The following is a 24,332-nucleotide window of genomic DNA, read 5'->3' as shown; positions in this document are numbered from 1 at the left end:
CCCAGGGTTCATGCAAGGTTCCTGCTTAACACCAGCAAGGCAATATCATCCGGCATCTCGCCCAGATTGGCCAGCCCAAAGGCCTTGCGCAGGCCATCCAGGCTGCCGCCCGCCGCGCTGATCAGCTCGGGCAGCTGCGCTTCCTTCTCTTTCAGGGTATCGCCGGAGAGCAGATCGAGAATGCCATCGGACAGCAGGGTCAGGCTGAAGGCCTCCGGCAGCTGCAACTCATGGTCCTGATAGCTTGCATCGGCGAACAGCCCCACTGGCAGGCCGCGACCTTCCAGGTAGCGGGCCTGGCCCTCGCTGTACAGCACCGGCAGTGGCAGATGGCCGCCGATGCTGTAGGTCAGGCGATTGTGCTGCAGATCGATCACCCCGCCGAGCATGGTCACATGCTTGCCCAGCTTGCAGTTGATCAGCCCGCGGTTGATATGCCCGAGCACCTCGGAAGGCTTGAACTCGGGCATCTCGCCGCCACGACGCGACTCATAGAGCAGGCGCGTGGTCATGAATTTCAGCAATACCGTGACAAAGGCCGAGGAGGCGCCATGGCCGGATACATCGGCCAGATAAAAGGCGATACGGCTGCTGTCGACACGGAAGTAATCGACGAAATCCCCGGACAGATAAAGCGAGGGGATGATCTGGTGGGCAAAGCTCAGGCCGTCGACCTGCCAGGGCGTGACCGGCAGCATGTTCATCTGCACCTGGCGCCCGGCATTCTGGTCTTCCTGCAGCAGATGCAGGCTGGCCTGCAACTCGCGATTGGCGGTTTCCAGCTCATCACGGTAGCGCTGGTTCTCCAGGCGCAGGTTGGCGCGATCCAGGGCACGGCGTACCGAGTGCTCCAGCACGGCCAGGTCTTCCAGGGGTTTGATCAGATAGTCGGCGGCGCCCAGGCGCAGGGCCTCGACCGCATCGCTCATCACGCCGGCACCGGAGACCACGATCACCGGGGTTTCCACCTGCAGGGCGTTGATTCGCCGGATCAGCTCCAGGCCATCTACCTGGGGCATGCGCAGGTCGCAGATCAGCAGATCCGGGGAGGCTTGCTGGAAAACCTCCAACCCCTGCAAACCATTGGCGGCCTGCAGCACATGAAAGCCACTGTCTTCCAGATAGGCCGCGAGGCTCGCGCGCACTACGTCGTCGTCGTCAATTATCAGCAGCGTGGCACTGGTCTTGTGCATGGGGTATCCAGGCAAACTGCGCCGGGTGTGGGTTGGCGTTAGCGCCAGGCCAGCCACCTGAACGCGCGAACTCGGCTTAGATCAAGGCGCAGACGGTACTCCCATCCGCACCTCGATTCAAGCACACGCCGATCGTCGCGCTACGCCTTTACACCTGAAATCGGCCAAGGTTATAAGGGTCGCAGGACAGTCCCGGATAACAAGAGGAAAGTGCCCATGAGCCAAAACGATCGTGCCTACAGCGAGAAACGCGATTACATCCGCATGCGCCTGGAGGCACCCGTCACCCTGCACTATAACGGCCTGGAAGTTTCCGCCCTGTGCCTCGACCTATCGAGCACTGGCATGCAACTGGAAGCCGAAAGTGCGGTGAACATGGGCGACAGGGTGCGCGTGCACATTGCCTCCGACCACAACGAACTGCGCGGCCTGGATGCCGAAGCCGAAGTGGTGCGGGTCGCCACCCTGGAAGACGGTCGGCAGGCACTGGGGCTGGCGATCATTTCCATGTCCTGATCGCGGACAGTAAAAAGGCGGCTTGTTAGCCGCCTTTTTTGTACCTGCGCGGTTAATTAAAAATCGTCTTCAACCTGGCCGTCCTGCACCCGGAACTCACGGTTCTGCAGGTAGGCGTTGCGCACGAAGATATATTTGTCGCCACTGACCATGCGTTCGGCCTTGAGCAGACCGGCACGCAGGTTGATCGCCTCGACACCGCTGACCACATTGCGGGTCGGCACATGATCGATATGCATGGGCGCCGTCAGCATGGCATCCGGTACGCGGCCAAAGGTATCGCGCACGGTGCTTGGCCCCAGCAGCGGCAGCACCACATAGGGGCCGCTGCCCAGGCCCCAGGCGCCCAGGGTCTGACCGAAGTCTTCGTCACTGCGCTGCAGGCCCATCTTGCTGGCTACATCGAAGATCCCCAGCAAACCGAAGGTGGTATTGAAAATCAGGCGACCGGTGTCCACGCCGGCATCATGCAACTTGCCCTGCAGCAGGTTGTTGGCCAGGTTGCGCACATCGCCGATATTGCGGAAGACATTGTCGATGCCCTCTTCCACCGGCTGCGGAGTCACCGCCTGGTAACCCTTGGCCAGCGGCTTGAGGGTGTAGGCGTCGATATTGTCATTGACCCGGAACATAAATCGGTTGTAGCCCTGCCAGGGATCTTCATCGCTGGCCTGCACCAAACTGCTCGTCAGGCACAGGCCGACGGCAGCAAACACACTCATCAATCCCTTGGTCCAACTTGCGGCGATCACAGGCATCCGGGTCACTCCTTGCAAACGGCTGGGCTGCCAGAGGCAGTCATTCAAAGGCGCGCATTATAAAGATCAGTGGGAGGTTTGGGCAGCATAGGCGAGAAAGTCCATGCAGGAAAACCCGCGGGCCGTGGAGCCTCTGCTCTTCTACTCAGGTCGGCCCACAACCTACGGAATTATCCGTAACTCTGCCTTAACCCTAACGTCATCTGCCGTTGTTAGGCTGGGCCGGTTAATTTTCATGGATGTGCCCCATGCCCAACCTGCCCTCTTTCAACGCCCTGCTATTTGGTCTGGGCGGTTGCCTGGTCGATTTCGGCTCCCGCGCCACGGCCCTGGCTCTGCAGCGTCTCGCCCACAGCGATACCGATCCCGGGTTGACTCACTGGTCCGAGCAGAATGCCAGCACAGTGGAACAGCAGGCCTATCTGCAGGCGCTCTGTGAGGTCGCCGATGAACTCAGCGAAGCCACGCCCGGCGCCCTGCCACTTTTGCACCAGCTACACGAGCAGCACATTGCCTGTGCCTGGCTGGATCAACAGCCCCGCGATGCCAGCATGCGCCTGGCCCAGGCCTTGCCCCAATGGCTGCCGGGTATTACCTGGCAACAACATCGGCCCTGGCCCGCACCGGATAGCATCTGGCACAGCCTGATACAACTGCAGGTTGAGCGTCTGGACGGCTGCGTATTGATCAGCGGCGAGCCGAAACTGCTTCAGGCCGGCCTGAACGCGGGGCTGTGGACCGTGGGCCTGGCCACCTGTGGTCCGCTCTGCGGCCTGGCCCTGGGGGACTGGCAGAGCCTGGAAGGCGCTCGGCGTGATCAGTTGCGCAGCCAGGCGACCCTGAGCCTTTACCGCCTCGGCGTGCATTCGGTGATTGATCAACTGACCGAGCTGCCGGCCTGCCTGGCCGACCTGAACCTGCGCCGCAGCAAGGGTGAAAAGCCCTGATTGCGTGCTGCGCCTTGATCCAGGGCAGGCAAAGCCACGGCGCTTGGATTACCCTTGAGTACAGAACAGAACCTTGCGCAGCCGCGCCAGGTCTAATCCATCATGGATCACAAGGGAGAACCTTATGCCTGCAAGCCATCTGCCGCAGCAACTGCAAGAATTGCGTGACCAACTGGCCGAAGGGCCACCGTTGAGCGAGGAAGAGCGCGCCGAGCTGTTCGTGCTGACCCAGGAGATTGAACTGCAACTGGCCCGCCAGGCTGCCGCTGCCCCCGACGCGACCCTGATCGATGGGGTCAACCTGGCGGTGGAGCGATTCGAGGCCAGCCACCCGACCCTGGCCGGCACCCTGCGCAATATCATGCAGAGCCTGGCCAATATGGGCATCTGAAGGCATTGGCAACAAACAAAACCCCAGCGCAAAGGCTGGGGTTTTTCGTTACTGACGCACCTGGCGGCGATTGTCCGGCGCAATGGGGCCGGTACTGCGGTAAGGGTTGATATCCAGCCCACCGCGGCGCACGTAGCGGGCATAGACCGTCAGGTGTTCGGGCTTGAGCAGATTCTGCAGATCGAGAAAGATGCGCTCCACACACTGCTCATGAAAATCCGCATGCTGACGGAAACTCACCAGATAGGTCAGCAGGCTGGCGTGATCCAGGGCCGCGCCACGGTACTCCACCACCACAGTGCCCCAGTCCGGCTGGCCGGTGACCGGGCAGTTGGATTTGAGCAGATGGCTGTGCAGACACTCCTCCACCACTCGGGCCTGATCACAGCGCAACAGCTCGGGGCTGGGCTGGCTGTAGTTGCTGATGGCCACATCCAGCTCATCGATACACAGGCCCGGCGCTGCCGCCAAGCCCTCGGCCGTGACCTCCGCCAGGCTGCGCAGGCGCACCCCTACCGGCTTGCCGGCGGCGGCCGACAGATCCTTGACCAGCACAGCAAGCAACTCTTCCGTGCTGGCGAAAACCGACTGATTGAGCGAGTTGAGATAGAGCTTGAATGACTTGGACTCGATGATATTCGGCGAATCGGCCGGAATGGCGAACTCGCCCATGGCCACCACCGGCTTGCCCGAGGGCAGCAGCCAGGACAGCTCGAAGCAGTTCCAGTAATCCACCCCCTGATAGGGCAGCGTGTCGGCGCTCAGGCCCAGCTCGGCCCACTTCGCGGCCCGGGGAATGGGGAACAGCAGGGACGGCGTGTAGGTAGCGATATATTCGCTGGATTTACCCAGGGGTGAATCTTCGGCAGCAGGATGCATGGCAATTACCTGATTGAACTAAAAAACTCAGGCGCCCAGTTCGGCGACGATAGTGGCCAGCGCCTGGGCCGGGTCGGCGGCCTGGCTGATCGGCCGGCCGATCACCAGATAGTCCGAACCCTGCTCCAGCGCCTGACGCGGGGCGAGGATACGGCGCTGGTCATCCTGAGCGCTGCCAGCCGGCCGGATGCCCGGGGTGACCAGTTGCAGCGCCGGGTGCGCGGCCTTCAGCGCCTGAGCCTCCTGGGCCGAACAGACCAGACCATCCAGCCCAGCCTCGGCCGCCAGGGCCGCCAGACGCAGCACCTGCTGCTGCGGCTCGATATCCAGACCAATACCGGCCAAATCGCTGCGCTCCATGCTGGTCAGCACGGTCACGCCAATCAGCAGCGGCTTTGCGCCACTCAGCTGCGCCAGGGTGTCGCGGCAGGCCGCCATCATGCGCAGGCCGCCGGAGCAGTGCACATTGACCATCCACACGCCCATCTCGGCAGCGGCCTTGACCGCCATGGCCGTGGTGTTGGGAATATCGTGGAATTTCAGGTCAAGGAACACTTCGAAGCCCTTGCCCGCCAGGGCACCGACAATTTCCGGCCCACAGCGGGTAAACAGCTCCTTGCCCACCTTGACCCGGCACAGCGCGGGATCAAGCTGATCGGCCAGGGCCAGGGCGGCATCACGGGTCGGAAAATCCAGGGCAACGATGATCGGGGACTGGCAGGTGGGCATGCGGGACTCTCGGGCAGGACAAAATTCGCCGCGCATTGTAGCCCAAGCCGTATCCAATTACCGCCTTCAGGCCTCGGCCAGCAGCGCCTCAACCCCATAGGGCTGGCGAAAACTGAACGCCTGCGGGCTCGCCCCTCGCTCGCGCAGCAACTGTAGCCGCTCGGCCGCCTCCTCCGGGGTGGGCAGGTGCCCGGCCGGCACCCACCACAACACCATATGCGCCTCGCCCAAGCGGCTGAACCATTCGGCGCGGCGCTTGAGTATCTCGCTATGGGCAGAGCCGTAGACAAAGGCCCTGAGCGACTCGACATCCTGCCAGAGCGACAGGTTGACCAGCACCTCTTCGCCGAACGGACGAATAGCGGTGGCATCCCCCTCCTCGTCCTGCAGGCGCCAGACAAAGCCGGGCGAGGCCTCTGCCAAAGCGTTGATGCGCTCCAGATTGGCGACAAAATCCGCCATGCCCGGCGCCTCCAGTGGGTAAAGCATCCGGGCGATATTCAACTGTGCAAGATGATAAGCAGACATAGGCACTCCTTGTCCCATGGGACGTTCAGTTGCTCGCAGCACGCCAGTGCTGCAGACGGTTGCGCAGCCAGGCATGCTGGCTGACCAGGAGAATCCCCAGCATGACCAGGGCCGCGCCCAGCACGAAGGCCAGACTCAGGGACTCCTGCAGGATCAGTACGCCGAAGGTCACCCCGAACAGCGGGGTCATAAAGGAAAACACTGCCAGGTTGGAGGCCAGGTAGCGACGCAGCAACCAGTACCAGGCCAGGTAGCTCAGAAACGACACCACCACGGCCTGCAGCAGCAGGCTGGAAATACTGACCGGCGTCCAGCTAATCGGCGCCAGCGGGCCGCTTGCCAGGGCATAGCCCAGCAGCAGGACGAAGGACACCAGCAATTGATAGAACAGGGTCAGGGTCGGCGGCGCCTCGGACAAGCGCGAGCCCCGCACCACGACGGTGGTCAGCCCCCAGGACAGGCCGGCGAGCAGGGCCAGGCCATCGCCCAGCAGCATCTGCCGGTTCAGTTCCGCCCAGTCGCCATCCCCACCAAAGGCCAGGACTATGCCGGCAAAGCACAATGCCACGCCAAGCCACTGCAGCCGGTGCAGACGCTCACTGGGCAGCAGCAAGGCCAGGCCCAGGGCAGAAAAAATCGGGGCGGTATAGAGAAACACCGCCATATGGGAGGCCGAGGTGTATTGCAGCCCCTGGGCAATAAAGAAGAACTCCAGGGCAAACAAGGTACCGGCCAGCAGGCCACCGCGCCAGGTGCTGCCCAGCCAGCCGCGCCAGCTGCCCTGCCAGAGCAGCAGCGCGCCCACCAGCACGGCGGCAATGGCCGAGCGCAGGGTCACCTGCAGCAACGGCACGATATCGGCCGCAGCCAGCTTGATCGCCACCTGCTGCAGACCCCAGAGGGCGCAGAGCAGCAGCATCAGTTGGAACAGAAACAGGTCGGCACTCTTGCGCATAACGTCTATGCCACCCGCCCAGGCTTGGCCATGTACACCTCATTGCCCTCAATGTGAACAGGGATCATCCCAAAACGGCCGCTCGGCCTCCTGCAAGGCATCGGCCCGACTCAGACCGATATCCTTGAGCTGGGCATCGCCAAGCATGGCCAGCTGACGCCGTTGCTCGGCCAGCTGCCACCAGCGCTTGAGCTGGCGGCCAAGTCTGCGCCAGGGCTGAGCCAGCTGCAATGGATGGGAAAATGTTGCTGCCAGTGCAAAACCTTTTTGACCTTTCATCTCGTCGCCCTCCTGTGGGGTTGGCGTCAGTCTCGCGCCGGGCTTAAGATCAATCCAACGAATGTTTCTTATTCAATGCATCTTGGAGATTGATGAATGGCCAGCTACCCCAGCATCGACAGTGAGCTGCTGCGCACCTTCGTCGCCATTGCCGATCACGGCGGCTTTACCCGCGCCGCCGAGATGGTCAATCGCACCCAGTCGGCGGTCAGCATGCAAATGAAGCGCCTGGAGGAAGACGTGATGCAGCGCCCGCTGTTCCAGCGCGAAGGTCGCCAGCTCAGCCTCACGGCCGAAGGTCAGCTGCTGCTCGGTTATGCCCGGCGCATCCTCAAGCTGCATGCCGAAGTGCTGAGCAGCCTGCGCCAGCCCCATATGGTCGGCACCGTGCGCATCGGCACACCGGACGATTATGTGATGCGCTTTATGCAAGGCATTCTGGTGCGCTTCGCCGAGAGCTATCCGCTGGTGCAGGTGGAGCTGCATTGCGAGCCCTCGTTCCAGCTGCTGCAACGCCAGGATCTGGACCTGACCGTGGTCACCCGCGAGCCGGGCACGGAGATTGGTCAGCTGCTGCGCCAGGAGCGCCTGGTCTGGGCCCAGGCCAAAGGTAGTGGGTTGCATGAGCGCAGCCCCCTGCCCCTGGCCATGTTCAACGCCCAGTGTTTCTGTCGGGCCTGGGCCTGTAATGGCCTCGACGCCCTGGGCCGTGACTACCGCATCGCCTACACCAGCCCCAGCCTGTCGGCGATCATGGCCGCGGTCAGCGCCGGACTGGCCATCACCGCCCAGCTGCAGAGCCTGATCACCCCGGACCTGCAGATTATCGGTGAGGCCGAAGGGCTGCCGGCCCTGCCCTCCGCCAGCATCGTGCTGCTACGCAACGAACGCAGCCACTCCCAGGTGAGCGAGACCCTGGCCGAGCAGATAGTCGAGGGATTCAGGCTCTAAAACCGAGCAATACGGCACAGAGCAACAGAAAGACGGTAAACAGCACACGCAGCAGACGCTCGGGCAAGGCATGGGCCAGACGTACGCCCCAGCTGATGCTGAGCAGCCCGCCCAGCGCCAGGGGCAGGCCCAGCCACCAGTCGACCTGGCCATGCAGGCCATAGCTGAGCAAGGTTACCGCCGTGCTGGGCGCCGCCAGCGCCAGGGACAAACCCTGCGCCATCACCTGGCTGGCACCGAATACGGCCGTCAGCACTGGCGTGGCCAGCACGGCGCCACCGACCCCGAACAAACCGCCAAGCACGCCCGCCGCACTGCCCAACAACGCCAGCCAGGGCCAGGGCTGACGCAACTGCGTCGTCACCAACGCGGGGCGCTGATACAGGCGCAGCAGGTTGTAGGCCGCCAGGGCCAGGAGAAAGCCGATAAAAGCCTGACGAATCTGCGTGCCAGCAAGCCCCAGGGCCCAGTCCGCCCCCAACCAGGCACACAACAAACCACTCAAGCCCAACGCCAGGGCATGACGTGGATCGATACGATTGCGCTGGTGATAACGCCACATTGCCAACAACACATTGGGCACCACCATCACCAGCGCAGTGCCCTGGGCCAATTGCTGATCCAGACCAAACAATACGCCCAGAGCCGGAATGGCAATCAGACCACCACCAATACCGAACAGACCGCCAAGGGTGCCGAGTAGCAGCCCCAGCAGCAGGTTGAGGGTGAAATCCAGCACGTTCATGACCAGGCTCCCAATATGAGCCCATAGCCTAGTCGCCCGCAGCTGGCAGGGAAACGCATAGCCACGCACAATGGCTAGGCATTCTGCGCACAAGCGAGCCGTTATGAACCCCGATACCCTGACCGAACAGCTCAGCCTGTTTCTCGATGTACTGGAAAGCGGCAGCTTTTCTGCCGCGGCCCGGCGCCATCCCCTGACCCCCTCGGCGGTGGCCCGGCGCATCGATGCCCTGGAGCGCGCCCTCGGCAGCTCACTGTTCAGCCGCAGCACCCATGCGGTGCGGGTCACGCCGGCCGGCCTGGCCTTTGCCGAGCGGGCCCGACGCATTCTTGCCGAACTGCATCTGGCCCGGGCCGAGGCAGTATCGCTGAGCAATGCGCCGGAGGGCCTGATCCGTATCGATGCGCCCTCACCTTTTGGCCGCCGTCACCTGGCACCGGCCATCGCCGAGTTTCTTGGCGCCAACCCGAATCTGGACGTACAGCTACGCCTGATCGACAGTTTTACCGATCTGCAGGGTGAGCATCTGGGCGAGGTGGATCTGGTGTTGCGTATCGGCCCGTTGCCTGACAGCCGTCTGGTCGCCACCGCACTGGCCCCAATGACCCGCATCCTCTGTGCCAGCCCGGATTACCTGCGCCGACGCGGCATTCCGCGCAGCCCCCTGGAACTTGAGCAGCACGACGGCCTCGACTGGGACAGCCTGGCCCCACCCTACGCCTGGCGCTTCGAGGTGGACGGCAAACTGCAACCGTGCAAACCCAAGCGCCAGCGGCTGACCACCAACAATGCCGAAACCCTGTTGTCCAGCGCCCTGGCGGGCCTGGGTATCGCCCACCTGCCCACCTGGTTGTGCAGTGAGTACCTGCTGCGCGGCGAGTTGCTGCCACTGTTTTGCGACAACGGCCTGCCCGCCGCCGAACCCAGCAGCATCTATGCCCTGCGCCTGGAGCGCGAAACCAGCCCGCGTACCCGTCTGCTGCTGAGCTTTCTCAAGCAGCGTTTCGGCTTTCCGCCGCCCTGGGATCAGGCCCTGCAGGCACGCCTGGGCGTGCAGGCAACAAGTCGCCAGCCGTGAACATTCGCAGCCTTACGGCCTTTCTGCTGCACCTGATGACAGGCAATAAAAAACCCGACGCGAGGTCGGGTTTTTAGCGGGCTTAGCCAGTACTTAGGCTTGCGGCGCCTGGGTGCGGCCCTTGTAGGAACCGTCACGGGTGTCGATTTCGATCCAGTCGTCGATATTGCAGAAATCGGCCACTTTCACTTCGGTACCGTTGGACAGCTTGGCCGGCTTCATGACCTTGCCGGAAGTGTCGCCACGGGCGGAGTTTTCGGTGTAGGTGATCTGGCGCACGATGGTGGTCGGCAGATCAACGGAAATTACCTTGCCTTCGAAGAACACGGCTTCGCAGATATCGGTCATGCCTTCTTCGATAAAGGGCAGCACACTTTCCAGGTCCTCGGCGCGCAACTCGTAGGAGTTGAACTCGGGATCCATGAATACATAGTCCTCACCGCTGATGTAGGACAGGGTCACTTCCTTGCGCTCAAGGATGACCGGCTCCATCTTGTCGTCGGCTTTGTAGACGGTTTCAGTCTTGGAACCGTTCAGCAGGTTCTTCAGCTTCATCTTGACGATGGCGCTGTTACGGCCGGACTTGGTGAACTCGGCCTTCTGGATCAGCCACGGCTGGCCATCGATCAGGGCCACGCTGTTGGGCTTCATTTCTTGTGCGGTTTTCATACGAATATCCGAAATGTGCGGGGAGGTACTAATTTCTAGGCCGCGTATCATAGCCAATTTTGGTAAAACAGCACCAGCGCCGCGGCAAGATCCCGCTGCTTGGCCTGCTGATCGCACCAGCGTTCGGCCTGTTCGCACTGCGCCGGCCAGCTCTGTTGCAGGCGTTGCCAGGCATTGGTGATATCTGCACCGGTGTTCCAGGCCAGGAACAGATCGTCCAGGGCAGCGCCTGCAGCTGACGGCATGCCAGCGGTATAGAGCCTTAGAAAGGCCTGGAGTTTTTCCAGATGGGCATCCTCGTCCTGCTGGTAGATATGCCAGAGCAGCGGACGCCCGGCCCACTGGGCGCGGACAAAGGAGTCCTCGCCGCGCACGGCGTTGAGATCGCAGCTCCACAGCAGTCGGTCGTAGTCATCCTGACTGACGAACGGCAACACCTGGATCTGCAGCGAGCCCTTCTGCAGCCTGTCCCCTACCGCCAGTGACGTTCCGGCCCAGTCGCTCAAACTGCTCAGAATACGCCCCTCGGGCACCAGCAACTGGGTCGCCTGCTGATCCGCCACCAGGGCCTCCAGCCAGCCGGGCAATACCGGATTCTCATAGGCAAACAGGGAAATGCGCCGCGCACCGGCCATGGGCTCTACGCCCAGCCTGCGCAGAAATGTCGCGCGGGTCTGCTCGTCCTGCTGCCAGGCCCGGCGCTGCACCAGCAGATCACGCTCACGCAGCAGTCCGCCTGTGGCGGCAGCAAAGCCTGGAAAGAAGAAGAATTTCTGCAGGCCGCCAGGTTGCATCGAGGGCAAGCCGTGGCAGCCTTCGACCCAGTCTTCGGCACTGAGGTACTCCAGATTCAGCCACAGCGGCTTGGCCGCGCGCCGCGCCATGGCCTCGATATAGGCCGGCGGCAGGTGGCAGGCAAAGGCTTCGATCACCACATCCGCGGCGGCCACATCGGGCCACTGCGCCGGCCAGTGGCAGAGTTCCACGCCCTGATGCAGCTGGCGGGATGCGGCGGGGTCGGCACCCGGGCAGATACGGGCAAACGCCGTCAGGTCGTCGACCCACAGGCGCACATCCTGCCCCTGCTCGGCCACCAGTTGGCGGGCCAGTCGCCAGGTCACGCCGATATCGCCGTAATTGTCGACCACGCTGCAGAAAATATCCCAGCTCGCTTTCATCCCCGCCCCCATCAAACCAGGCGCGCAGTGTAACAACCCGCACCGACAAGAGCAGGGCCAGGTGTCGCGCGCCAGCCCGGCCGCGAGAAGCTACAGCCAGCCGTGGCGCCAAACACCAGGCGTGCAGGCCGCCTCTAGCCGCGCATCGGTTTTTCCTCGGCGATCTCGGCCTCAATCTGTGGTGCCTTCTGCGCCACCCAGTCGCTGAGCAGGCTGTAGGCCACCGCCAGCAGGGTCGGGCCGAGGAACAGGCCCATAAAGCCAAACGCCAGGATGCCGCCAAACACCCCGAACAGCACCACAATCAGCGGCAGATTGCCGCCACGGCTTATCAGATAGGGCTTGAGGATGTTGTCCACCCCGCTGATTACAAAGAAGCCCCAGATCAGCAGGAAAATCCCCAGGCCGACTTCACCCTGCCAGAACAGCCAGAGCACTGCCGGCCCCCAGATCAGTGGCGGCACCATGATCAGGCTGAAGCCGAAGGTGAGGATACCCAGCAGCCAGGCCCCCGGAATGCCGGCAATGCTGAAGCCGATCCAGGCCAGCAGCGCCTGGCCCGCGGCGGTGCCGATCACGCCGTTGACCACTCGCTGCACGGTGCCCGCCACCAGTTCCAGGTAATGATCGGCGCGCTCGCCGATCAGGCGCTCCAGCAGGCTATGAACGAACACCGCCAGGCGCGGTCCGTCGCGGTAGAAGAAAAACAGCAGCACCAGACTCAGGGCCAGCTCCAACATGCCGCCGCCGATCTGTGCACTACGTGCCAGCAACCAGTTGCCCAGCTGGCCCAGATAAGGCCGCAAGGTGGCAAGAAAGGCGGCGCCCTGCTGATCGATTGTCGACCAGAGGCTCTGCAGGCTCTCACCCAGCACTGGCACGCTGACCAGCCACAGGGGGGCCGGCGGCAATCCGTCCAGCTGGAAATCCTTGATCAGGGCGGTGACATCCTTGATGTGATCGGCCAGGTTGAACCCCAGCATCACCAGCGGCACTGCCACCAGCAGCGTCCATATCAGGGTCAATAAACCCGCGGCAAGAGACAGGCGCCCACCCAGAAAACGGGTCAACAGGCGCATCACCGGCCAACTGGCAAACGCCAGCACCGCAGCCCAGAACAGCGCCGACCAGAACGGCGCCAAGACCCAGAGGCAGGCGCCCAAAAGGGCGAACAGCAGAATCTGCACCAGTAGACGATCATGCGCAGCCATGGCAGCGACTCCCTGCAGAAAACAAGAAAAGGCTCTGCACCGGGGTACAGAGCCTCTATTCAATACCGCTATGGTGCTTAGCGCAGCAACTTGATGCGCAAGCCTTCCTGAGCGTCTTCACCCAGTTCAAGACGCGCGGCGCGAACCCGCTGTTCCACCAGCGCCTCACGCCAGGATTCGGCCTGCACCCCGCCCAGGCTGACACGCAGGGTGCTGTCCAGATTCAGGCTGCGTGCCAGCAAGGCTGCCCACGCCTCACTGGGCTGGCTGTGACGCTGCAGATTCAGCTCACCGCTGGTGCGCAACTGACGCAGCAGCGTGGCGGGTGTCGGCAATACCTCGGCCAGCGGCGCATCGGCGCGCAGCAACTCGGCATGCAGGTAGGCACGACGATTGCCCCGGGTGATGCTGTACAGCGCCAGCAGGCTGTCTGCCGGCTCGGCCAGGCGCATCAGCACGTAGGCCTGCTGATCATCGGAACCGTACAGGGTGGCGTTGTCGAATACTGCGTTGGCCCACAGGCTGCTGGAGCCACATTCGCGGCCCTCACACCAGTAGAGCAGTTCGGCATGCTGCGCCTGCAGGGTTTCACGGGCCGTGCTGAAGACTTCACCGGCCGTATGGGTGCGCGGCAGCTCATAGGTAAGGGCCGTAAAAGCCCCCTGCACCGCCACTTCGCGCTCGTAACGCAATTTACCGCTGATGCGCCGAATGGCTCCTTGTGGGTAGATGCGTTCCTGCTGGGCGACATCGTGAAAACTGACAATCTGGCTACCGGGAAAGCGCGGCAAGACCTCCAGATCATGGCTGCCGGCCACATCGGCCTGAACGCTGGCTGCGGCCAATAGCAGCACCCATCCACCGACTACACGCATAGGCCGCCTCATTTCATCAACATCGACTGGGCGGCCTTGACCACCCTGTCGCCTTCTTCCTCGCGAGGTGGAACCTGCAGGCCGCGTTGCACCGACGGTCGCCCGGCCATGGCCTGCATCCAGCGTTGCAGATGCTCCAGCCCCTCGACCGAGACACCGGCCCAGTCATGGATACGCACCCAGGGATAGGTGGCAATGTCGGCAATGCTGTAATCGCCGGCCAGGAACTCGGCCTCGCCCAGGCGCCCATCCAGCACCTCGTAGAGGCGGCGGGTTTCATGCTGGTAACGGTCAATCGGCCCTTGCAGCTTCTCCGGGAAATAGCGGTAAAAAACATTGGCCTGCCCCTGCATCGGGCCGACCCCACCCATCTGGAACATCAGCCACTGGATCACCCGTGAACGGCCTTTGGCATCGCTGGGGATCAGCTGACCGGTCTTTTCCGCGAGATACAGCAAAATGGCGCCGGACTCGAACACGGCGAAGTCGTCGTTGTCACGATCGACGATGGCCGGGATGCGGCCATTGGGATTGATCTTGAGAAAGGCCGGGCTCTTCTGCTCCTTCCTGTCGAAGCTCAGCGCATGCAGGCTGTAGGGCAGCTGCAGTTCCTCCAGGGCAATGGACACCTTGTGGCCATTGGGGGTAGCGGCGGTATACAGGTCGATCATGCAAATCTCCATGGCAATCGACCACACCTTTCCCCAGTTGCCTTCGGCAAGTCAAGACGCTTGCAGGAAAGCTTTGAAACAGTCTGCTACCAATTGCGCACCGAATTCGTCATCCAGATGCAGATGATGCCCTCCGGCCAGGCGCACCACCTCCAGGGGCAGCCCGCTGAGCAACTCACTCAGCTGCGGCTGGGCCTGCAGCATGCCCTGCTCGGCCAGCACCAGCTTGCTCGGACACCGCAGCGCCTGCACGAACGCCATAGCGTGGGCCTGGGTCAGGCGCAGCGGCGAGGGCAAGGTGAGACGGCTGTCGGTACGCCAGGTATACCCCCCCGGGACAGGCATCAGCCCCCGCTGCGCCAATAGCTCTGCGGCTTCATAAGTCACAGCACCAACGCCCTGCATGCGCGCCTTAACCGCGCGCTCGAACTCGGCATACACCGGCTTGCGCTTACCGGCCAGCGTAAGCTGCGCGCGCAAGGCTTCGCCCAGCTTGCCCGGTGCAGTGTCGGCCTCGCCGGTATAGGGCATCAGACCATCGATCAGCGCCAGACGCTCAACCCGCTCGGGCATGGCCCCGGCCAGCAACACCGAGACGATCGCGCCCATGGAGTGGCCCAGCAGGGAGAAGCGCTGCCAGCCGAACTGCTCGGCCACCTGCAGCACGTCATGCACGTAATCCCAGATGGCGTAGCTGCCGCCAGCGGGGCGGTGATCGGAATGACCATGACCGGCGAAATCCAGGGCGACGATGCGCAGCCCCGACAATTTCGGCGCCAGGCGGGCAAAGCTGGCGGCATTGTCCAGCCAACCGTGCAGGGCAATCACCGGACGCCCATCCTCGGGGCCGTACAGGTGGGCCGCCAGTTCGATATGGGGCAGGCGCAGGCGCACCTCTTCAAAATTGATACTCATGCGCTGCGCACCTCTTCAGCCTGACCAGACCAACGACTGAACAGTCGACGCAGCAGCGCCGCAGTGTCCTGGGGCCGCTCCAGCGGGAACATATGACCGCCAGGCAGCGTCAGGTACTCGCCCTTGGGCACCCGCTTCACCAGACGCGCATGGTGCGGCAATACCACCCGACTGTGACGACCGCGGACCATGGCCAGCGGCACCTGCAACTGTTGCGGGCGTCCCGGACTGGTATGGGGCACGCTGCGATAGATGCTGATCTCGGTGGCCGGATCGAAACGCAGGCGCAGGCTGTTGCCGGCCGGCTGCAGGCCATGGCGCACATAGGCCTCCAGGCAGTCAGGATCGAAGCGGCGGAACAGGCTCTTGGCAGAGAAATAGCCGCGGGCCTCATCCAGATCACTGAACTCCTCGCGCCGGCCCAGGGTCCGCCCGGCCGGGGTGATGCGATCGATAAAGCCGAAGCGCTTGGCGGCGCGGATCACCACCTGATCGGCCAGGGTCAGCACCGGCGAATCCAGCATTACCACCCCGCGATACAACTGCGGGCACTTGAGCGCCGCATGGTAGTGCAGCACCCCGCCAAGGGAATGGCCCACCCCCCAGACCGGCTCAGCAGCGCCCTGAAGATGATGGATCAGCTCATCGACCAGATTGCTCCAGTTGTCATTGACCGGGAAACGCGGATCGTGGCCATGCTGCTCCAGATGCTGCACCCGATAGTCCGGCTCCAGGGCAGCAAACAGCTTGCCGTAGGTGGCCGAGGGGAAACCGTTGGCATGGGCGAAAAACACGGGCTGAGTCATGGATCTGGCTTCTGTCGAAAGACACGGGAGGGAATTGTCCGGCAGCAATGGCCATGCGGCAATGACAATTCGGCCAGTGAATCAGGGCACAACAGCCAAAGCTGAGGCCAGGAACGCCAGCCGTGCCAAGGCCACGGTGCATGCGAGCACTTAATGCCCCGGCGGTGCATTTCTCTTGCGGGCACGGTGGACAGCCGCGCAATGCAGCGGGCCCGCCCTATTCGTCAGTCAGAGAAATGCTCCAGCCATGGTGATGCGCTTGAGCATGACCTGCGCTTCTTGTGAGGGAGCGCCGGTCATGGACGGCGAGTGCACTCAGTCGTGCCAGAGCACTGTCTCACTGCGCGCTGTCCATTCCGCAAAGCGCTCGCCATAGGCGCCTTCGACCACGTTGCGCTTGATCTTCAGGGTCGGGGTAAGGAAGCCGTTGTCCACCGCCCAGATATCCTTGACCAGCACCAGGCGCTGCAAACGCTCATGCTGGTCGAGACGCTGATTGACCTCCTCCAGCAGTTTTTTCAGGCTGCCTTCCAGCTCGTCCCGGGCCTGAGTGCGCCCCACATCCGAGAGCACACACAGGGCCATGGGCTGAGCCATGCCATCGCCAACCACACAGACCTGCTCGATACGCGGGTGTTCGCCGAGGCGATTCTCGATCGGGGCCGGCGCCACGTACTTGCCCTTGCTGGTCTTGAAGATCTCCTTGATCCGCCCGGTCAGGCGCAGATTGCCCTCGGCATCCTGCTCGCCCTTGTCGCCGGTGCGCAAAAATCCATCATCGGTAAGGGTTTCGGCGGTTTTGTCCGGCGCCTTGTAGTAGCCCTGCATGGTGGCGCCGCTGCGCACCTGCACCTCGCCATCCACGGCGATGCGCACCTCCACCCCCGGGTTGTTCTGGCCGATCCAGCCCTGCTTGAACTTGCCCGGGCGGCAGACGTGGGAATAACCGCAGTTCTCGGTCATGCCATAGACCTCCTGGATCTCCAGGCCCAGACGGCGGTACCAGGTGAGCAGCGTCTCGGGCACTGGCGCCGCCCCGGACAGGGCATAGCGCACCGCATCCAGACCCAGGCCGGCCAGCACCTTCTTGCCGATAAAGCGGCCGATCAGCGGCAGTTTGAGCAGGCGATCGAGCTTTTGCGCCGGCATCTTGCTGTAGACCCCCATCTGGAACTTGGTCCAGATCCGCGGCACGCCGAACATCACGGTCGGCCGCGCGCGCTTGAGGTCTTCGAGGAAGGTATCCAGGCTCTCGGCGAAGAACACCGTCTGCCCGGCATAGAGGGAGGCCAGCTCGACAAACATGCGCTCGGCCACATGACACAGCGGCAGGTAGGAGAGCACCCGGTCATCCTCGCCGACGCCGAACAGCTCGGTGGCATGGCTGGCGGCGAAGCCCAGGTTGCTGAAATTGTGCATAACCCCTTTCGGCGCGCCGGTGGTACCTGAGGTGTAGATAATGGTGGCCAGGTGATCGGCCCTGGGTTTGGGGCTGTCCTGAATCGGCGTGCAGGCTTGCAGGTCATCCCACAGGTAATCGAAGCGCCCCTCGGGCCGCAGCGGCAGGCCGATCACCGTCACACCCTCGGGCACCCCTGGGGCCATGGCTGGCCAGTCGTCCAGCTTGCCGACAAAGGCCAGGCTCGCCTCGGCATGCTCCAGCACCTGACGCACCGAATCGGCTGTGAGATTGGGATACAGCGGCACGGAGACATGCCCGGCCATCCAGATCGCCAGGTCGCTGATGATCCAGTGTGCACAGTTCTTGGAGATGATGGCGATACGACTGCCCTGGGGCAGTTCACGGCTGCGCAGCCAATTGGCCGCACGCCGGGCCTGCTCGCCCACATCGGCCCAGCTCAGTTCCTGCAGCTGGCCCCCCGGCAGCGGTTGAACCATGTAGCGTTTTTGCGGGTGACGGGATTCACGCTGGTAAAACACTTCAAGCGGCAACGGGTATGCATCAGCCACAGGTCTTCCTCCTTTGTTGTTTTTGTGGAGCCAACCAAGCAATTGCTTGGTTGGACTATTCCACGCACAAAGGCGGCTCGCAAGTGAAGAAATGTTTCGGTGTGTAGATCAGCGCGCGGGATGAACAAGCGCCTGCAGGGTCATGCAGCCCGCCGCCCAGCTGTCCCCCGCCAGCAGCGCCAGGCTGGCGGTCTGCATGGGCAGAGCCTGCTGCCGACTGCCGTGCACCAGCAAACCAGCCAGGGCACCGACGAAGGGTTGATGGGTCACCAGCAGCACGGATTCACCTTCGAAGGCATCCAGTTCGGCCAGGGCCTGTTGTGGCGAGCTGTCCGGGGTCAGCCAGGGCACCGTCTGCAGCGGACCGCTAAAGCCCAGTGCCTGCTGCACCAGGGCGGCAGTCTGCTGGGCGCGCACATAGGGGCTGACCAGCATGCGCTGCAAGCCCAGACCGCGTAGCTGCTCGGCGGCGTCACGCACCTGCTGTTCACCCCGCGCAGTCAGACGACGCAAGGCATCGCTGGGGGCCATGGCTTCGGCTTCACCATGACGCAACAGGCAGAGCATCAGAGCTTGGGCTCCTCATCACGCACCGGATGTGGCGCCGGCGGCACGCTGTGCGGTGTTTCGCCCTGGGGCGCTTGCGGCGTCGGCCAATCGGCGAAGGGCCAGGGCTTTTCATCGGTATTGAACGTACCGAAACGGCCAATCTGCGCCAGGTACTGGCTCAGGCTGTCGCCAAAACCGAGCAGGCCGGCATTCGGCGCGCCGTAGAACAGTCGATAACCCAGTTGCACCAGTACCACCACACCCAGCAACAGCTCCGCCAGCTGCCAGACGATGACGAAGATCACCATCCAGAGGATGCGCAGCAGAATGGATTCGCGTTGCAGGTCGTTGCTCTCATCACTCATGACACGCTCCTTGGTCTTTCAGAAACCCGTGGTGGAAATAAAGTCGACATCGGTTTTGGGGTCGCCGCTCATCAAGGCGCCGATCACCTGATCCAGGGTGCGCCCTTCAAACAGGATGGCATGTAGGCCGGCGACCAGCGGCATATACACCTGCAACTCTTCAGCCTTGGCCTTGAGCACCTTGAGGGTGTTGACCCCCTCGGCCACTTCACCCAGACGCTCCACCGCCGCATCCAGACTCAGGCCCTCGCCCAGGGCATAGCCCACCTGATAATTGCGGCTCTTGGGTGACGAACAGGTGACAATCAGATCGCCCACCCCAGCCAGACCGAGGAAGGTCATGGGGTTGGCCCCCAGTTTCACGGCGAAACGGGTCATTTCCGCCAGCGCGCGGGTAATCAGCATGCCTTTGGTGTTCTCGCCCATGCCCATTGCCGCAGCCATGCCGGCGATAATGGCATAGACGTTTTTCAGCGCACCGCCCAGCTCCACGCCGAAACGATCGCTGCTGGCGTAGACGCGGAAGGTGCGGCCATGCAGCACGGCCTGCACCTGGGTGCAAAAGTCCTCGTCCTCGCTGGCCACCACCGCGGCAGTCAGCGCCTGCTCGGCCACTTCACGGGCCAGATTGGGCCCGGACAACACACCGATGCGCGCAGCCGGGGCGATCTCTTTGAGGATCTGGCTCATCAGCATAAAGCTTTGCGCTTCAATGCCCTTGGTGGTGCTGACCAGCAGCTTGCCCGCCAGCTCCCCTGCCACCGGCTGCAGGGCCTGACGCAGGGCGCTGGACGGCAAGGCCACGAAAATCATTGAGCAGGCCTGCAGGCAGGCCAGCAAATCGGTGACCGGTTTGACCCGCGGGTGGATCTTGATGCCCTTGAGGTAGCGTGGGTTCTCTCCGGTCAGGGCGATGGCTTCGACCTGTTGCGGGTCGCGCATCCAGTGCAGCACCTGTTGGCCATTTTCCGCCAGCAGATTGGCGATGGCGGTGCCGAAGCTGCCTCCACCTAGGACGGCGATGGGTTGCTGATCAGTCATAAAGCTTCCATGTCGAGCCAATGGCTTGGCGAAGAACGCACATTATTACGGAGTGACTGCTGCACGGCCAGCCTAAAGCCTGCCGCGCAGGTTGATCGGTGGGGCATCCTGGCAGTCTGCCGCCACTGGCAAAGCGCCCCGGCTCGGTTACCATACAGCCTTTGAAACGCGAACAAGGTTGTTGCGTGCTAGACCTCACCCAAGCTTTTTCTCCGACCGACTGCAGGCGCGTGCCCCTATCTTCATCTCAGGGATCAGCCCCCAGGGGATCCTGCCTGTGAAGTGGCGGCTGAACTGGGATATCCACACCCGTACCCAACTGATCAGCGTTGGCCCCGCCCTGTTGCTGACCCTGTTGCTGACCGGCTATTTCACCTATGCCCGCCTGCAGGATCTGCGTCACGAGCTCAACCACAATGGCCAGCTGATCGCCAGCCAACTGGCGCCGGCCAGCCAGTACAGCGTGCAGTCAGGCAATCTGCGAGTGCTTGAATCCCTGCTGCAGGCCACCCTGAAAACCCCGCACCTGCGCTTTCTCGAAGTGCGTGATGAAGCAGGCGATATCCTGGCCTATGTCGAACAGACTCCGGACAGCGGCCAGGCCAGCAGCCAGGTGGAGATTTTCCAGGCCCATATTCCAGCGCCCCAGGAAGGGATCAGCAGCCGCAATGCGCCCATCGGCCAGGTGGTGGTGGGCATGTCCAACGACGCCTTCAACACCCGCCAGCAGGAGATCCTGCTCAAGGCCACCCTGCTGGCCCTCTTTGCCCTGATCCTGACCTTTCTCCTGGCCCGGCAGTTGGCTCGCCGCCTGTCACAACCCCTGAGCGCCATGGGTGAGGCGGTCAGCGCCATTCAGGCCGGCAATTACCAGACCCGCCTGCCGGAAGTCGGTGAAGGTGAGTTGCGCGCCCTGGCCCGGCATATCAACCGCCTGGCGGTCGGACTGGCCGATGCCAGCGAGCAGCAGCAACGGGCCATGACCCTGCTGATCCAGGCCCGGGAACAGGCGGAACTGGCCAATCGCGCCAAGTCCGACTTCCTGGCGATGATGAGCCATGAACTGCGCACCCCGATGAACGGCGTGCTGGGCATGCTGCAGCTGCTGGAAACCACCGAGATGACCAGCGAGCAGGCCGAGTATGCGGCCCTGGCCAGCGAATCCACCGAGCACCTGCTCAAGGTGATCAACGATATTCTCGACTTCTCCCGCATCGAACGTGGCGCCCTGGAGCTGGAGCGCATCCCGTTCAACCTGCATGAGCTGCTGCAGAGCTCGCTGCAGGTATTCCAGCACAGCGCCCAGCAGCGTGGCCTGGAGCTGCAACTGGAAACCCAGGGCGACTTGCAGGCGCTGGAGGTTCAGGGCGATCCGACGCGCATCCGGCAGATTCTGGTCAACCTGATCGGTAACGCGCTGAAGTTCACCGAGAGCGGTAGCATCCGCGTGATGACCCAGTGGCAGGCACTGGACAACCAGGTGCTGTGGTTCAGCTGTGCGGTACAGGACAGCGGCATCGGCATACCGGCCGAGCGCCTTGAACATATGTTCGACGCCTTTCAGCAGGCCGACACTTCTATTTCAAGACGTTACGGCGGTACCGGGCTGGGGCTGCCCATCGCCCGCACCCTCGCCGAGCGCATGGGCGGTACCCTGCGCGCCCAGAGCGAACCGGGCCAGGGTTCGGTCTTCACCCTGGAGATCCCCCTGCCCTTTACCCAGCACAGCCCAAGCGCCGCCCGCCCTGTACCCACCACAAGCGCCCAGGGTCAGGGCCAGTTGGTGCTGCTGGTGGAGGACAACCCGGTCAACCAGACCGTGATCGAAGCCATGCTGCGCAGCCTGGGCTATCAGGTCAGCCTGGTCGCCGACGGTGCCCAGGCCGTGCACTGCGTCAGCCAGCAGGACTTCGATGCCATTCTGATGGACTGCCGTCTGCCGATCATGGACGGCTACGAGGCCACCCGCCTGATCCGCCAGCTGGCCGGGCGCGCCGAAACACCGATTATCGCCCTGACCGCCAATGCCCTGCAGGGCGACCGCGAAGCCTGCCTGCAGGCCGGCATGAACGATTACCTGGCAAAACCCTTCAAAAGAGCTGATCTGCAGCAAATACTGCAACGATGGCTGGCTCCAAGACCTTCGGCGAGTGGCCAACAGCCGTGATTTGCTGCACTCTGCCTGGCAACCGTCATGAGCCAAATCAAGGCAGTGCACACCTGTACTCGGCACACTGTGACTTTCACCACAACGCAACAGTCTATGACTAGGCTGCTGGCAGGTGCGCCCTGACGCGCCGTCAGCCAGGACGATTCACCCAGCCTCGGCGCATGGGAAATATTGAGGAGCTCGCATGACCAAACAAAACGCCTTCACCCGGGAAGAACTGCTCGCTTGCAGTCGCGGCGAACTATTCGGCCCAGGTAACGCGCAACTGCCCGCCCCCAACATGCTGATGATCGATCGCATCACCCACATCAGCGAAACCGGCGGCAAGTACGGCAAGGGCGAAATTGTCGCTGAGCTCGATATCACCCCGGATCTGTGGTTCTTCGGCTGCCACTTTGAAGGCGATCCGGTGATGCCGGGCTGCCTGGGCCTCGACGCCATGTGGCAGCTGGTGGGTTTCTTCCTCGGCTGGCAGGGCAACCCCGGCCGCGGCCGTGCCCTGGGCTCGGGCGAAGTGAAATTCTTCGGCCAGATTCTGCCGACCGCCAAGAAGGTCACCTATAACATCCAAATCAAACGCACCATCAACCGTTCGCTGATCCTCGGTATCGCCGATGGCAGCGTGAGCGTGGATGGTCGCGAGATCTACAGCGCCGAAGGCCTGCGTGTCGGCCTGTTCACCTCTACCGACAGTTTCTAAAGGACTCATCGCATGCGTCGCGTCGTAATCACCGGCCTGGGCATCGTTTCCTGCCTGGGCAATGACAAAGCCACCGTTTCCGCCAGCCTGCGTGCCGGCAAATCCGGCATCCGTTTCAATCCTGCCTATGCCGAGATGGGCCTGCGCAGCCAGGTTTCCGGCTCGATCGACCTGAATCTGGAAGAGCTGATCGACCGCAAGGTCTATCGCTTTATGGGTGATGCCGCCGCCTACGCCTACCTGTCCATGGAGCAGGCGATCAAGGATGCGGGCCTCAGTCTTGAGGAAATTTCCAACCCGCGCATCGGACTGATCGCAGGCAGTGGCGGCGCTTCCACCTTCAACCAGATGGAAGCCATGGACATCCTGCGCGAGAAAGGTGTCAAGCGCGTCGGCCCCTACCGCGTACCACGCACCATGGGCAGCACCGTCTCCGCCTGCCTGGCCACGCCGTTCAAGATCAAGGGCGTGAACTACTCGATCTCCTCGGCCTGCGCCACCAGCGCCCACTGCATCGGTAATGCCGTGGAGCAGATCCAGCTGGGCAAGCAGGACATCGTCTTCGCCGGTGGCGGTGAAGAAGAGCACTGGAGCCAGAGCTTCCTGTTCGACGCCATGGGCGCCCTCTCCACCCAGTACAACGAAACCCCGGACAAGGCCTCCCGCGCCTACGACGCCAAGCGTGACGGTTTCGTCATCGCCGGCGGTGGCGGCATGGTGGTGGTGGAAGAACTGGAGCACGCCCTCAAGCGCGGCGCCAAGATCTACGCCGAGATCGTCGGCTATGGCGCTACCAGCGATGGCTACGACATGGTTGCCCCGAGCGGCGAAGGCGCAGTGCGCTGCATGCAACAGGCCCTGGCCACTGTTGATACGCCCATCGACTACCTCAACACCCACGGCACCTCGACCCCGGTCGGTGACGTCGCGGAAAGCCGCGCAGTGCGTGAGGTATTCGGCGACAAGGCACCAGCCATCAGCTCCACCAAGAGCCTGTCCGGCCACAGCCTGGGCGCTGCTGGCGTACAGGAAGCCATCTACTGCATGCTGATGATGGAAGGCAACTTTATCGCCGGCTCGGTGAACGTCGATGAAATCGACCCGGAAATCGCCGATCTGCCGATCCAGCGCACTACCGTGGAAAATGCCAAGATCGACACCGTGATGAGCAACAGCTTCGGTTTCGGCGGCACCAACGCCACCCTGGTACTCAAGCGCTGGGCTGGCCAGTAACAGCGACTACGCTGCACGCAAAAACGGCG

27 protein-coding genes are annotated in these 24,332 nt (G+C 62.9%); 8 read left to right on the top strand and 19 right to left on the bottom strand.

Annotation, left to right across the window (positions count from 1 at the left end; all coding sequences use genetic code 11):
* Positions 1-8: 8 nt before the first annotated feature.
* On the bottom strand, positions 9-1,193 hold the full coding sequence (gene rssB, locus GJV18_RS10920) for a two-component system response regulator RssB (RefSeq protein WP_160345334.1): 1,185 nt from the start codon (positions 1,191-1,193) through the stop codon (positions 9-11).
* A 216-nt stretch (positions 1,194-1,409) separates the two neighbouring features.
* On the opposite strand from rssB, the gene GJV18_RS10915 reads away from it, so the two are divergent.
* A complete protein-coding gene (locus GJV18_RS10915; RefSeq protein WP_160345332.1) occupies positions 1,410-1,709 on the top strand; it encodes a PilZ domain-containing protein in 300 nt (99 codons plus the stop codon).
* Positions 1,710-1,765: 56 nt separating this feature from the next.
* On the opposite strand, the gene GJV18_RS10910 is transcribed toward GJV18_RS10915, so the two are convergent.
* Positions 1,766-2,467, bottom strand: coding sequence for an MlaA family lipoprotein (locus GJV18_RS10910; RefSeq protein WP_160345330.1), 702 nt, complete (start codon positions 2,465-2,467; stop codon positions 1,766-1,768).
* 248 nt (positions 2,468-2,715) lie between these two features.
* Between GJV18_RS10910 and GJV18_RS10905 the strand changes: the two genes are divergently transcribed.
* Positions 2,716-3,414 (top strand): HAD family phosphatase, encoded by a 699-nt coding sequence (locus GJV18_RS10905; protein WP_160345328.1) that lies wholly within the window; start codon positions 2,716-2,718, stop codon positions 3,412-3,414.
* Positions 3,415-3,538: 124 nt separating this feature from the next.
* On the top strand, positions 3,539-3,805 hold the full coding sequence (locus GJV18_RS10900) for a DUF4404 family protein (protein ID WP_160345327.1): 267 nt from the start codon (positions 3,539-3,541) through the stop codon (positions 3,803-3,805).
* Positions 3,806-3,853: 48 nt separating this feature from the next.
* On the opposite strand, the gene queF is transcribed toward GJV18_RS10900, so the two are convergent.
* The 5 genes from queF to GJV18_RS10875 form a co-directional block, all read right to left on the bottom strand.
* Positions 3,854-4,684 carry an NADPH-dependent 7-cyano-7-deazaguanine reductase QueF gene (queF, locus tag GJV18_RS10895; RefSeq protein WP_160345325.1) on the bottom strand — a complete coding sequence of 277 codons (831 nt, stop codon included), beginning with the start codon at positions 4,682-4,684 and terminating at the stop codon, positions 3,854-3,856.
* A gap of 27 nt (positions 4,685-4,711) precedes the next feature.
* Positions 4,712-5,413 carry an orotidine-5'-phosphate decarboxylase gene (gene pyrF / locus GJV18_RS10890; RefSeq protein WP_160345323.1) on the bottom strand — a complete coding sequence of 234 codons (702 nt, stop codon included), beginning with the start codon at positions 5,411-5,413 and terminating at the stop codon, positions 4,712-4,714.
* Positions 5,414-5,479: 66 nt separating this feature from the next.
* On the bottom strand, positions 5,480-5,941 hold the full coding sequence (locus GJV18_RS10885) for a DUF3291 domain-containing protein (protein ID WP_160345321.1): 462 nt from the start codon (positions 5,939-5,941) through the stop codon (positions 5,480-5,482).
* 25 nt (positions 5,942-5,966) lie between these two features.
* Entirely contained in the window at positions 5,967-6,896 is a 930-nt protein-coding gene (locus tag GJV18_RS10880) for a DMT family transporter (RefSeq protein WP_160345319.1), read from the bottom strand.
* A gap of 48 nt (positions 6,897-6,944) precedes the next feature.
* Entirely contained in the window at positions 6,945-7,175 is a 231-nt protein-coding gene (locus GJV18_RS10875; protein ID WP_160345317.1) for a DUF1127 domain-containing protein, read from the bottom strand.
* 96 nt (positions 7,176-7,271) lie between these two features.
* On the opposite strand from GJV18_RS10875, the gene GJV18_RS10870 reads away from it, so the two are divergent.
* Complete coding sequence (locus tag GJV18_RS10870) at positions 7,272-8,126, top strand: LysR family transcriptional regulator (protein ID WP_160345316.1); 855 nt, start codon at positions 7,272-7,274, stop codon at positions 8,124-8,126.
* On the opposite strand, the gene GJV18_RS10865 is transcribed toward GJV18_RS10870, so the two are convergent.
* Positions 8,116-8,871, bottom strand: coding sequence for a sulfite exporter TauE/SafE family protein (locus GJV18_RS10865; RefSeq protein WP_160345314.1), 756 nt, complete (start codon positions 8,869-8,871; stop codon positions 8,116-8,118). The two genes, GJV18_RS10870 and GJV18_RS10865, sit on opposite strands and share 11 nt — an antisense overlap.
* A 103-nt stretch (positions 8,872-8,974) precedes the next feature.
* On the opposite strand from GJV18_RS10865, the gene GJV18_RS10860 reads away from it, so the two are divergent.
* Positions 8,975-9,949 (top strand): LysR family transcriptional regulator, encoded by a 975-nt coding sequence (locus GJV18_RS10860; protein ID WP_160345312.1) that lies wholly within the window; start codon positions 8,975-8,977, stop codon positions 9,947-9,949.
* 93 nt (positions 9,950-10,042) lie between these two features.
* On the opposite strand, the gene efp is transcribed toward GJV18_RS10860, so the two are convergent.
* From efp to GJV18_RS10805, 11 genes are all read right to left on the bottom strand, one after another.
* Positions 10,043-10,618 carry an elongation factor P gene (gene efp / locus GJV18_RS10855; RefSeq protein WP_160345310.1) on the bottom strand — a complete coding sequence of 192 codons (576 nt, stop codon included), beginning with the start codon at positions 10,616-10,618 and terminating at the stop codon, positions 10,043-10,045.
* 47 nt (positions 10,619-10,665) lie between these two features.
* A complete protein-coding gene (earP, locus tag GJV18_RS10850; RefSeq protein WP_160345308.1) occupies positions 10,666-11,796 on the bottom strand; it encodes an elongation factor P maturation arginine rhamnosyltransferase EarP in 1,131 nt (376 codons plus the stop codon).
* 134 nt (positions 11,797-11,930) lie between these two features.
* Positions 11,931-13,007 carry an AI-2E family transporter gene (locus GJV18_RS10845; RefSeq protein WP_160345306.1) on the bottom strand — a complete coding sequence of 359 codons (1,077 nt, stop codon included), beginning with the start codon at positions 13,005-13,007 and terminating at the stop codon, positions 11,931-11,933.
* A 77-nt stretch (positions 13,008-13,084) separates the two neighbouring features.
* Positions 13,085-13,882 carry a DUF4892 domain-containing protein gene (locus tag GJV18_RS10840; RefSeq protein ID WP_233280088.1) on the bottom strand — a complete coding sequence of 266 codons (798 nt, stop codon included), beginning with the start codon at positions 13,880-13,882 and terminating at the stop codon, positions 13,085-13,087.
* An 8-nt stretch (positions 13,883-13,890) separates the two neighbouring features.
* Positions 13,891-14,553, bottom strand: a complete 663-nt coding sequence (locus tag GJV18_RS10835; RefSeq protein WP_160345303.1) for a glutathione S-transferase family protein — start codon at positions 14,551-14,553, stop codon at positions 13,891-13,893.
* Positions 14,554-14,604: 51 nt separating this feature from the next.
* The gene (locus GJV18_RS10830) at positions 14,605-15,468 is read right to left on the bottom strand and encodes an alpha/beta fold hydrolase (RefSeq protein WP_160345301.1); all 864 of its coding nucleotides are present in this window, start codon (positions 15,466-15,468) and stop codon (positions 14,605-14,607) included.
* Entirely contained in the window at positions 15,465-16,274 is an 810-nt protein-coding gene (locus tag GJV18_RS10825) for an alpha/beta fold hydrolase (protein WP_160345299.1), read from the bottom strand. The genes GJV18_RS10830 and GJV18_RS10825 overlap by 4 nt, the downstream gene beginning before the upstream one ends.
* Before the next feature lie 315 nt (positions 16,275-16,589).
* Complete coding sequence (locus GJV18_RS10820) at positions 16,590-18,245, bottom strand: AMP-binding protein (protein ID WP_160345297.1); 1,656 nt, start codon at positions 18,243-18,245, stop codon at positions 16,590-16,592.
* Between the two features lie 108 nt (positions 18,246-18,353).
* Complete coding sequence (sixA, locus tag GJV18_RS10815) at positions 18,354-18,815, bottom strand: phosphohistidine phosphatase SixA (protein WP_160346085.1); 462 nt, start codon at positions 18,813-18,815, stop codon at positions 18,354-18,356.
* A complete protein-coding gene (locus tag GJV18_RS10810) occupies positions 18,812-19,159 on the bottom strand; it encodes a DUF4389 domain-containing protein (protein WP_160345296.1) in 348 nt (115 codons plus the stop codon). The genes sixA and GJV18_RS10810 overlap by 4 nt, the downstream gene beginning before the upstream one ends.
* An 18-nt stretch (positions 19,160-19,177) precedes the next feature.
* A complete protein-coding gene (locus GJV18_RS10805) occupies positions 19,178-20,200 on the bottom strand; it encodes an NAD(P)H-dependent glycerol-3-phosphate dehydrogenase (RefSeq protein ID WP_160345294.1) in 1,023 nt (340 codons plus the stop codon).
* A 277-nt stretch (positions 20,201-20,477) separates the two neighbouring features.
* Between GJV18_RS10805 and GJV18_RS10800 the strand changes: the two genes are divergently transcribed.
* The 3 genes from GJV18_RS10800 (at position 20,478) to fabB (ending at position 24,303) form a co-directional block, all read left to right on the top strand.
* Positions 20,478-22,367, top strand: a complete 1,890-nt coding sequence (locus GJV18_RS10800; RefSeq protein ID WP_160345292.1) for a response regulator — start codon at positions 20,478-20,480, stop codon at positions 22,365-22,367.
* Positions 22,368-22,554: 187 nt separating this feature from the next.
* On the top strand, positions 22,555-23,070 hold the full coding sequence (gene fabA, locus GJV18_RS10795; protein ID WP_160345290.1) for a 3-hydroxyacyl-[acyl-carrier-protein] dehydratase FabA: 516 nt from the start codon (positions 22,555-22,557) through the stop codon (positions 23,068-23,070).
* 12 nt (positions 23,071-23,082) lie between these two features.
* The gene (gene fabB / locus GJV18_RS10790; protein ID WP_160345288.1) at positions 23,083-24,303 is read left to right on the top strand and encodes a beta-ketoacyl-ACP synthase I; all 1,221 of its coding nucleotides are present in this window, start codon (positions 23,083-23,085) and stop codon (positions 24,301-24,303) included.
* Positions 24,304-24,332: the final 29 nt, after the last annotated feature.

It is taken from the genome of Pseudomonas xionganensis (assembly GCF_009763245.1).
In the GTDB taxonomy this organism is placed as follows: Bacteria; Pseudomonadota; Gammaproteobacteria; order Pseudomonadales; family Pseudomonadaceae; genus Aquipseudomonas; species Aquipseudomonas xionganensis.
This window is presented reverse-complemented; position numbering and strand designations above follow the sequence as displayed.

Coding starts and splice junctions, on each gene's coding strand:
- rssB (WP_160345334.1), bottom strand. CDS start 1,193: ATGCACAAGACCAGTGCCACGCTGCTGATAATTGACGACGACGACGTA.
- GJV18_RS10915 (WP_160345332.1), top strand. CDS start 1,410: ATGAGCCAAAACGATCGTGCCTACAGCGAGAAACGCGATTACATCCGC.
- GJV18_RS10910 (WP_160345330.1), bottom strand. CDS start 2,467: ATGCCTGTGATCGCCGCAAGTTGGACCAAGGGATTGATGAGTGTGTTT.
- GJV18_RS10905 (WP_160345328.1), top strand. CDS start 2,716: ATGCCCAACCTGCCCTCTTTCAACGCCCTGCTATTTGGTCTGGGCGGT.
- GJV18_RS10900 (WP_160345327.1), top strand. CDS start 3,539: ATGCCTGCAAGCCATCTGCCGCAGCAACTGCAAGAATTGCGTGACCAA.
- queF (WP_160345325.1), bottom strand. CDS start 4,684: ATGCATCCTGCTGCCGAAGATTCACCCCTGGGTAAATCCAGCGAATAT.
- pyrF (WP_160345323.1), bottom strand. CDS start 5,413: ATGCCCACCTGCCAGTCCCCGATCATCGTTGCCCTGGATTTTCCGACC.
- GJV18_RS10885 (WP_160345321.1), bottom strand. CDS start 5,941: ATGTCTGCTTATCATCTTGCACAGTTGAATATCGCCCGGATGCTTTAC.
- GJV18_RS10880 (WP_160345319.1), bottom strand. CDS start 6,896: ATGCGCAAGAGTGCCGACCTGTTTCTGTTCCAACTGATGCTGCTGCTC.
- GJV18_RS10875 (WP_160345317.1), bottom strand. CDS start 7,175: ATGAAAGGTCAAAAAGGTTTTGCACTGGCAGCAACATTTTCCCATCCA.
- GJV18_RS10870 (WP_160345316.1), top strand. CDS start 7,272: ATGGCCAGCTACCCCAGCATCGACAGTGAGCTGCTGCGCACCTTCGTC.
- GJV18_RS10865 (WP_160345314.1), bottom strand. CDS start 8,871: ATGAACGTGCTGGATTTCACCCTCAACCTGCTGCTGGGGCTGCTACTC.
- GJV18_RS10860 (WP_160345312.1), top strand. CDS start 8,975: ATGAACCCCGATACCCTGACCGAACAGCTCAGCCTGTTTCTCGATGTA.
- efp (WP_160345310.1), bottom strand. CDS start 10,618: ATGAAAACCGCACAAGAAATGAAGCCCAACAGCGTGGCCCTGATCGAT.
- earP (WP_160345308.1), bottom strand. CDS start 11,796: ATGAAAGCGAGCTGGGATATTTTCTGCAGCGTGGTCGACAATTACGGC.
- GJV18_RS10845 (WP_160345306.1), bottom strand. CDS start 13,007: ATGGCTGCGCATGATCGTCTACTGGTGCAGATTCTGCTGTTCGCCCTT.
- GJV18_RS10840 (WP_233280088.1), bottom strand. CDS start 13,882: ATGCGTGTAGTCGGTGGATGGGTGCTGCTATTGGCCGCAGCCAGCGTT.
- GJV18_RS10835 (WP_160345303.1), bottom strand. CDS start 14,553: ATGATCGACCTGTATACCGCCGCTACCCCCAATGGCCACAAGGTGTCC.
- GJV18_RS10830 (WP_160345301.1), bottom strand. CDS start 15,468: ATGAGTATCAATTTTGAAGAGGTGCGCCTGCGCCTGCCCCATATCGAA.
- GJV18_RS10825 (WP_160345299.1), bottom strand. CDS start 16,274: ATGACTCAGCCCGTGTTTTTCGCCCATGCCAACGGTTTCCCCTCGGCC.
- GJV18_RS10810 (WP_160345296.1), bottom strand. CDS start 19,159: ATGAGTGATGAGAGCAACGACCTGCAACGCGAATCCATTCTGCTGCGC.
- GJV18_RS10805 (WP_160345294.1), bottom strand. CDS start 20,200: ATGACTGATCAGCAACCCATCGCCGTCCTAGGTGGAGGCAGCTTCGGC.
- fabA (WP_160345290.1), top strand. CDS start 22,555: ATGACCAAACAAAACGCCTTCACCCGGGAAGAACTGCTCGCTTGCAGT.
- fabB (WP_160345288.1), top strand. CDS start 23,083: ATGCGTCGCGTCGTAATCACCGGCCTGGGCATCGTTTCCTGCCTGGGC.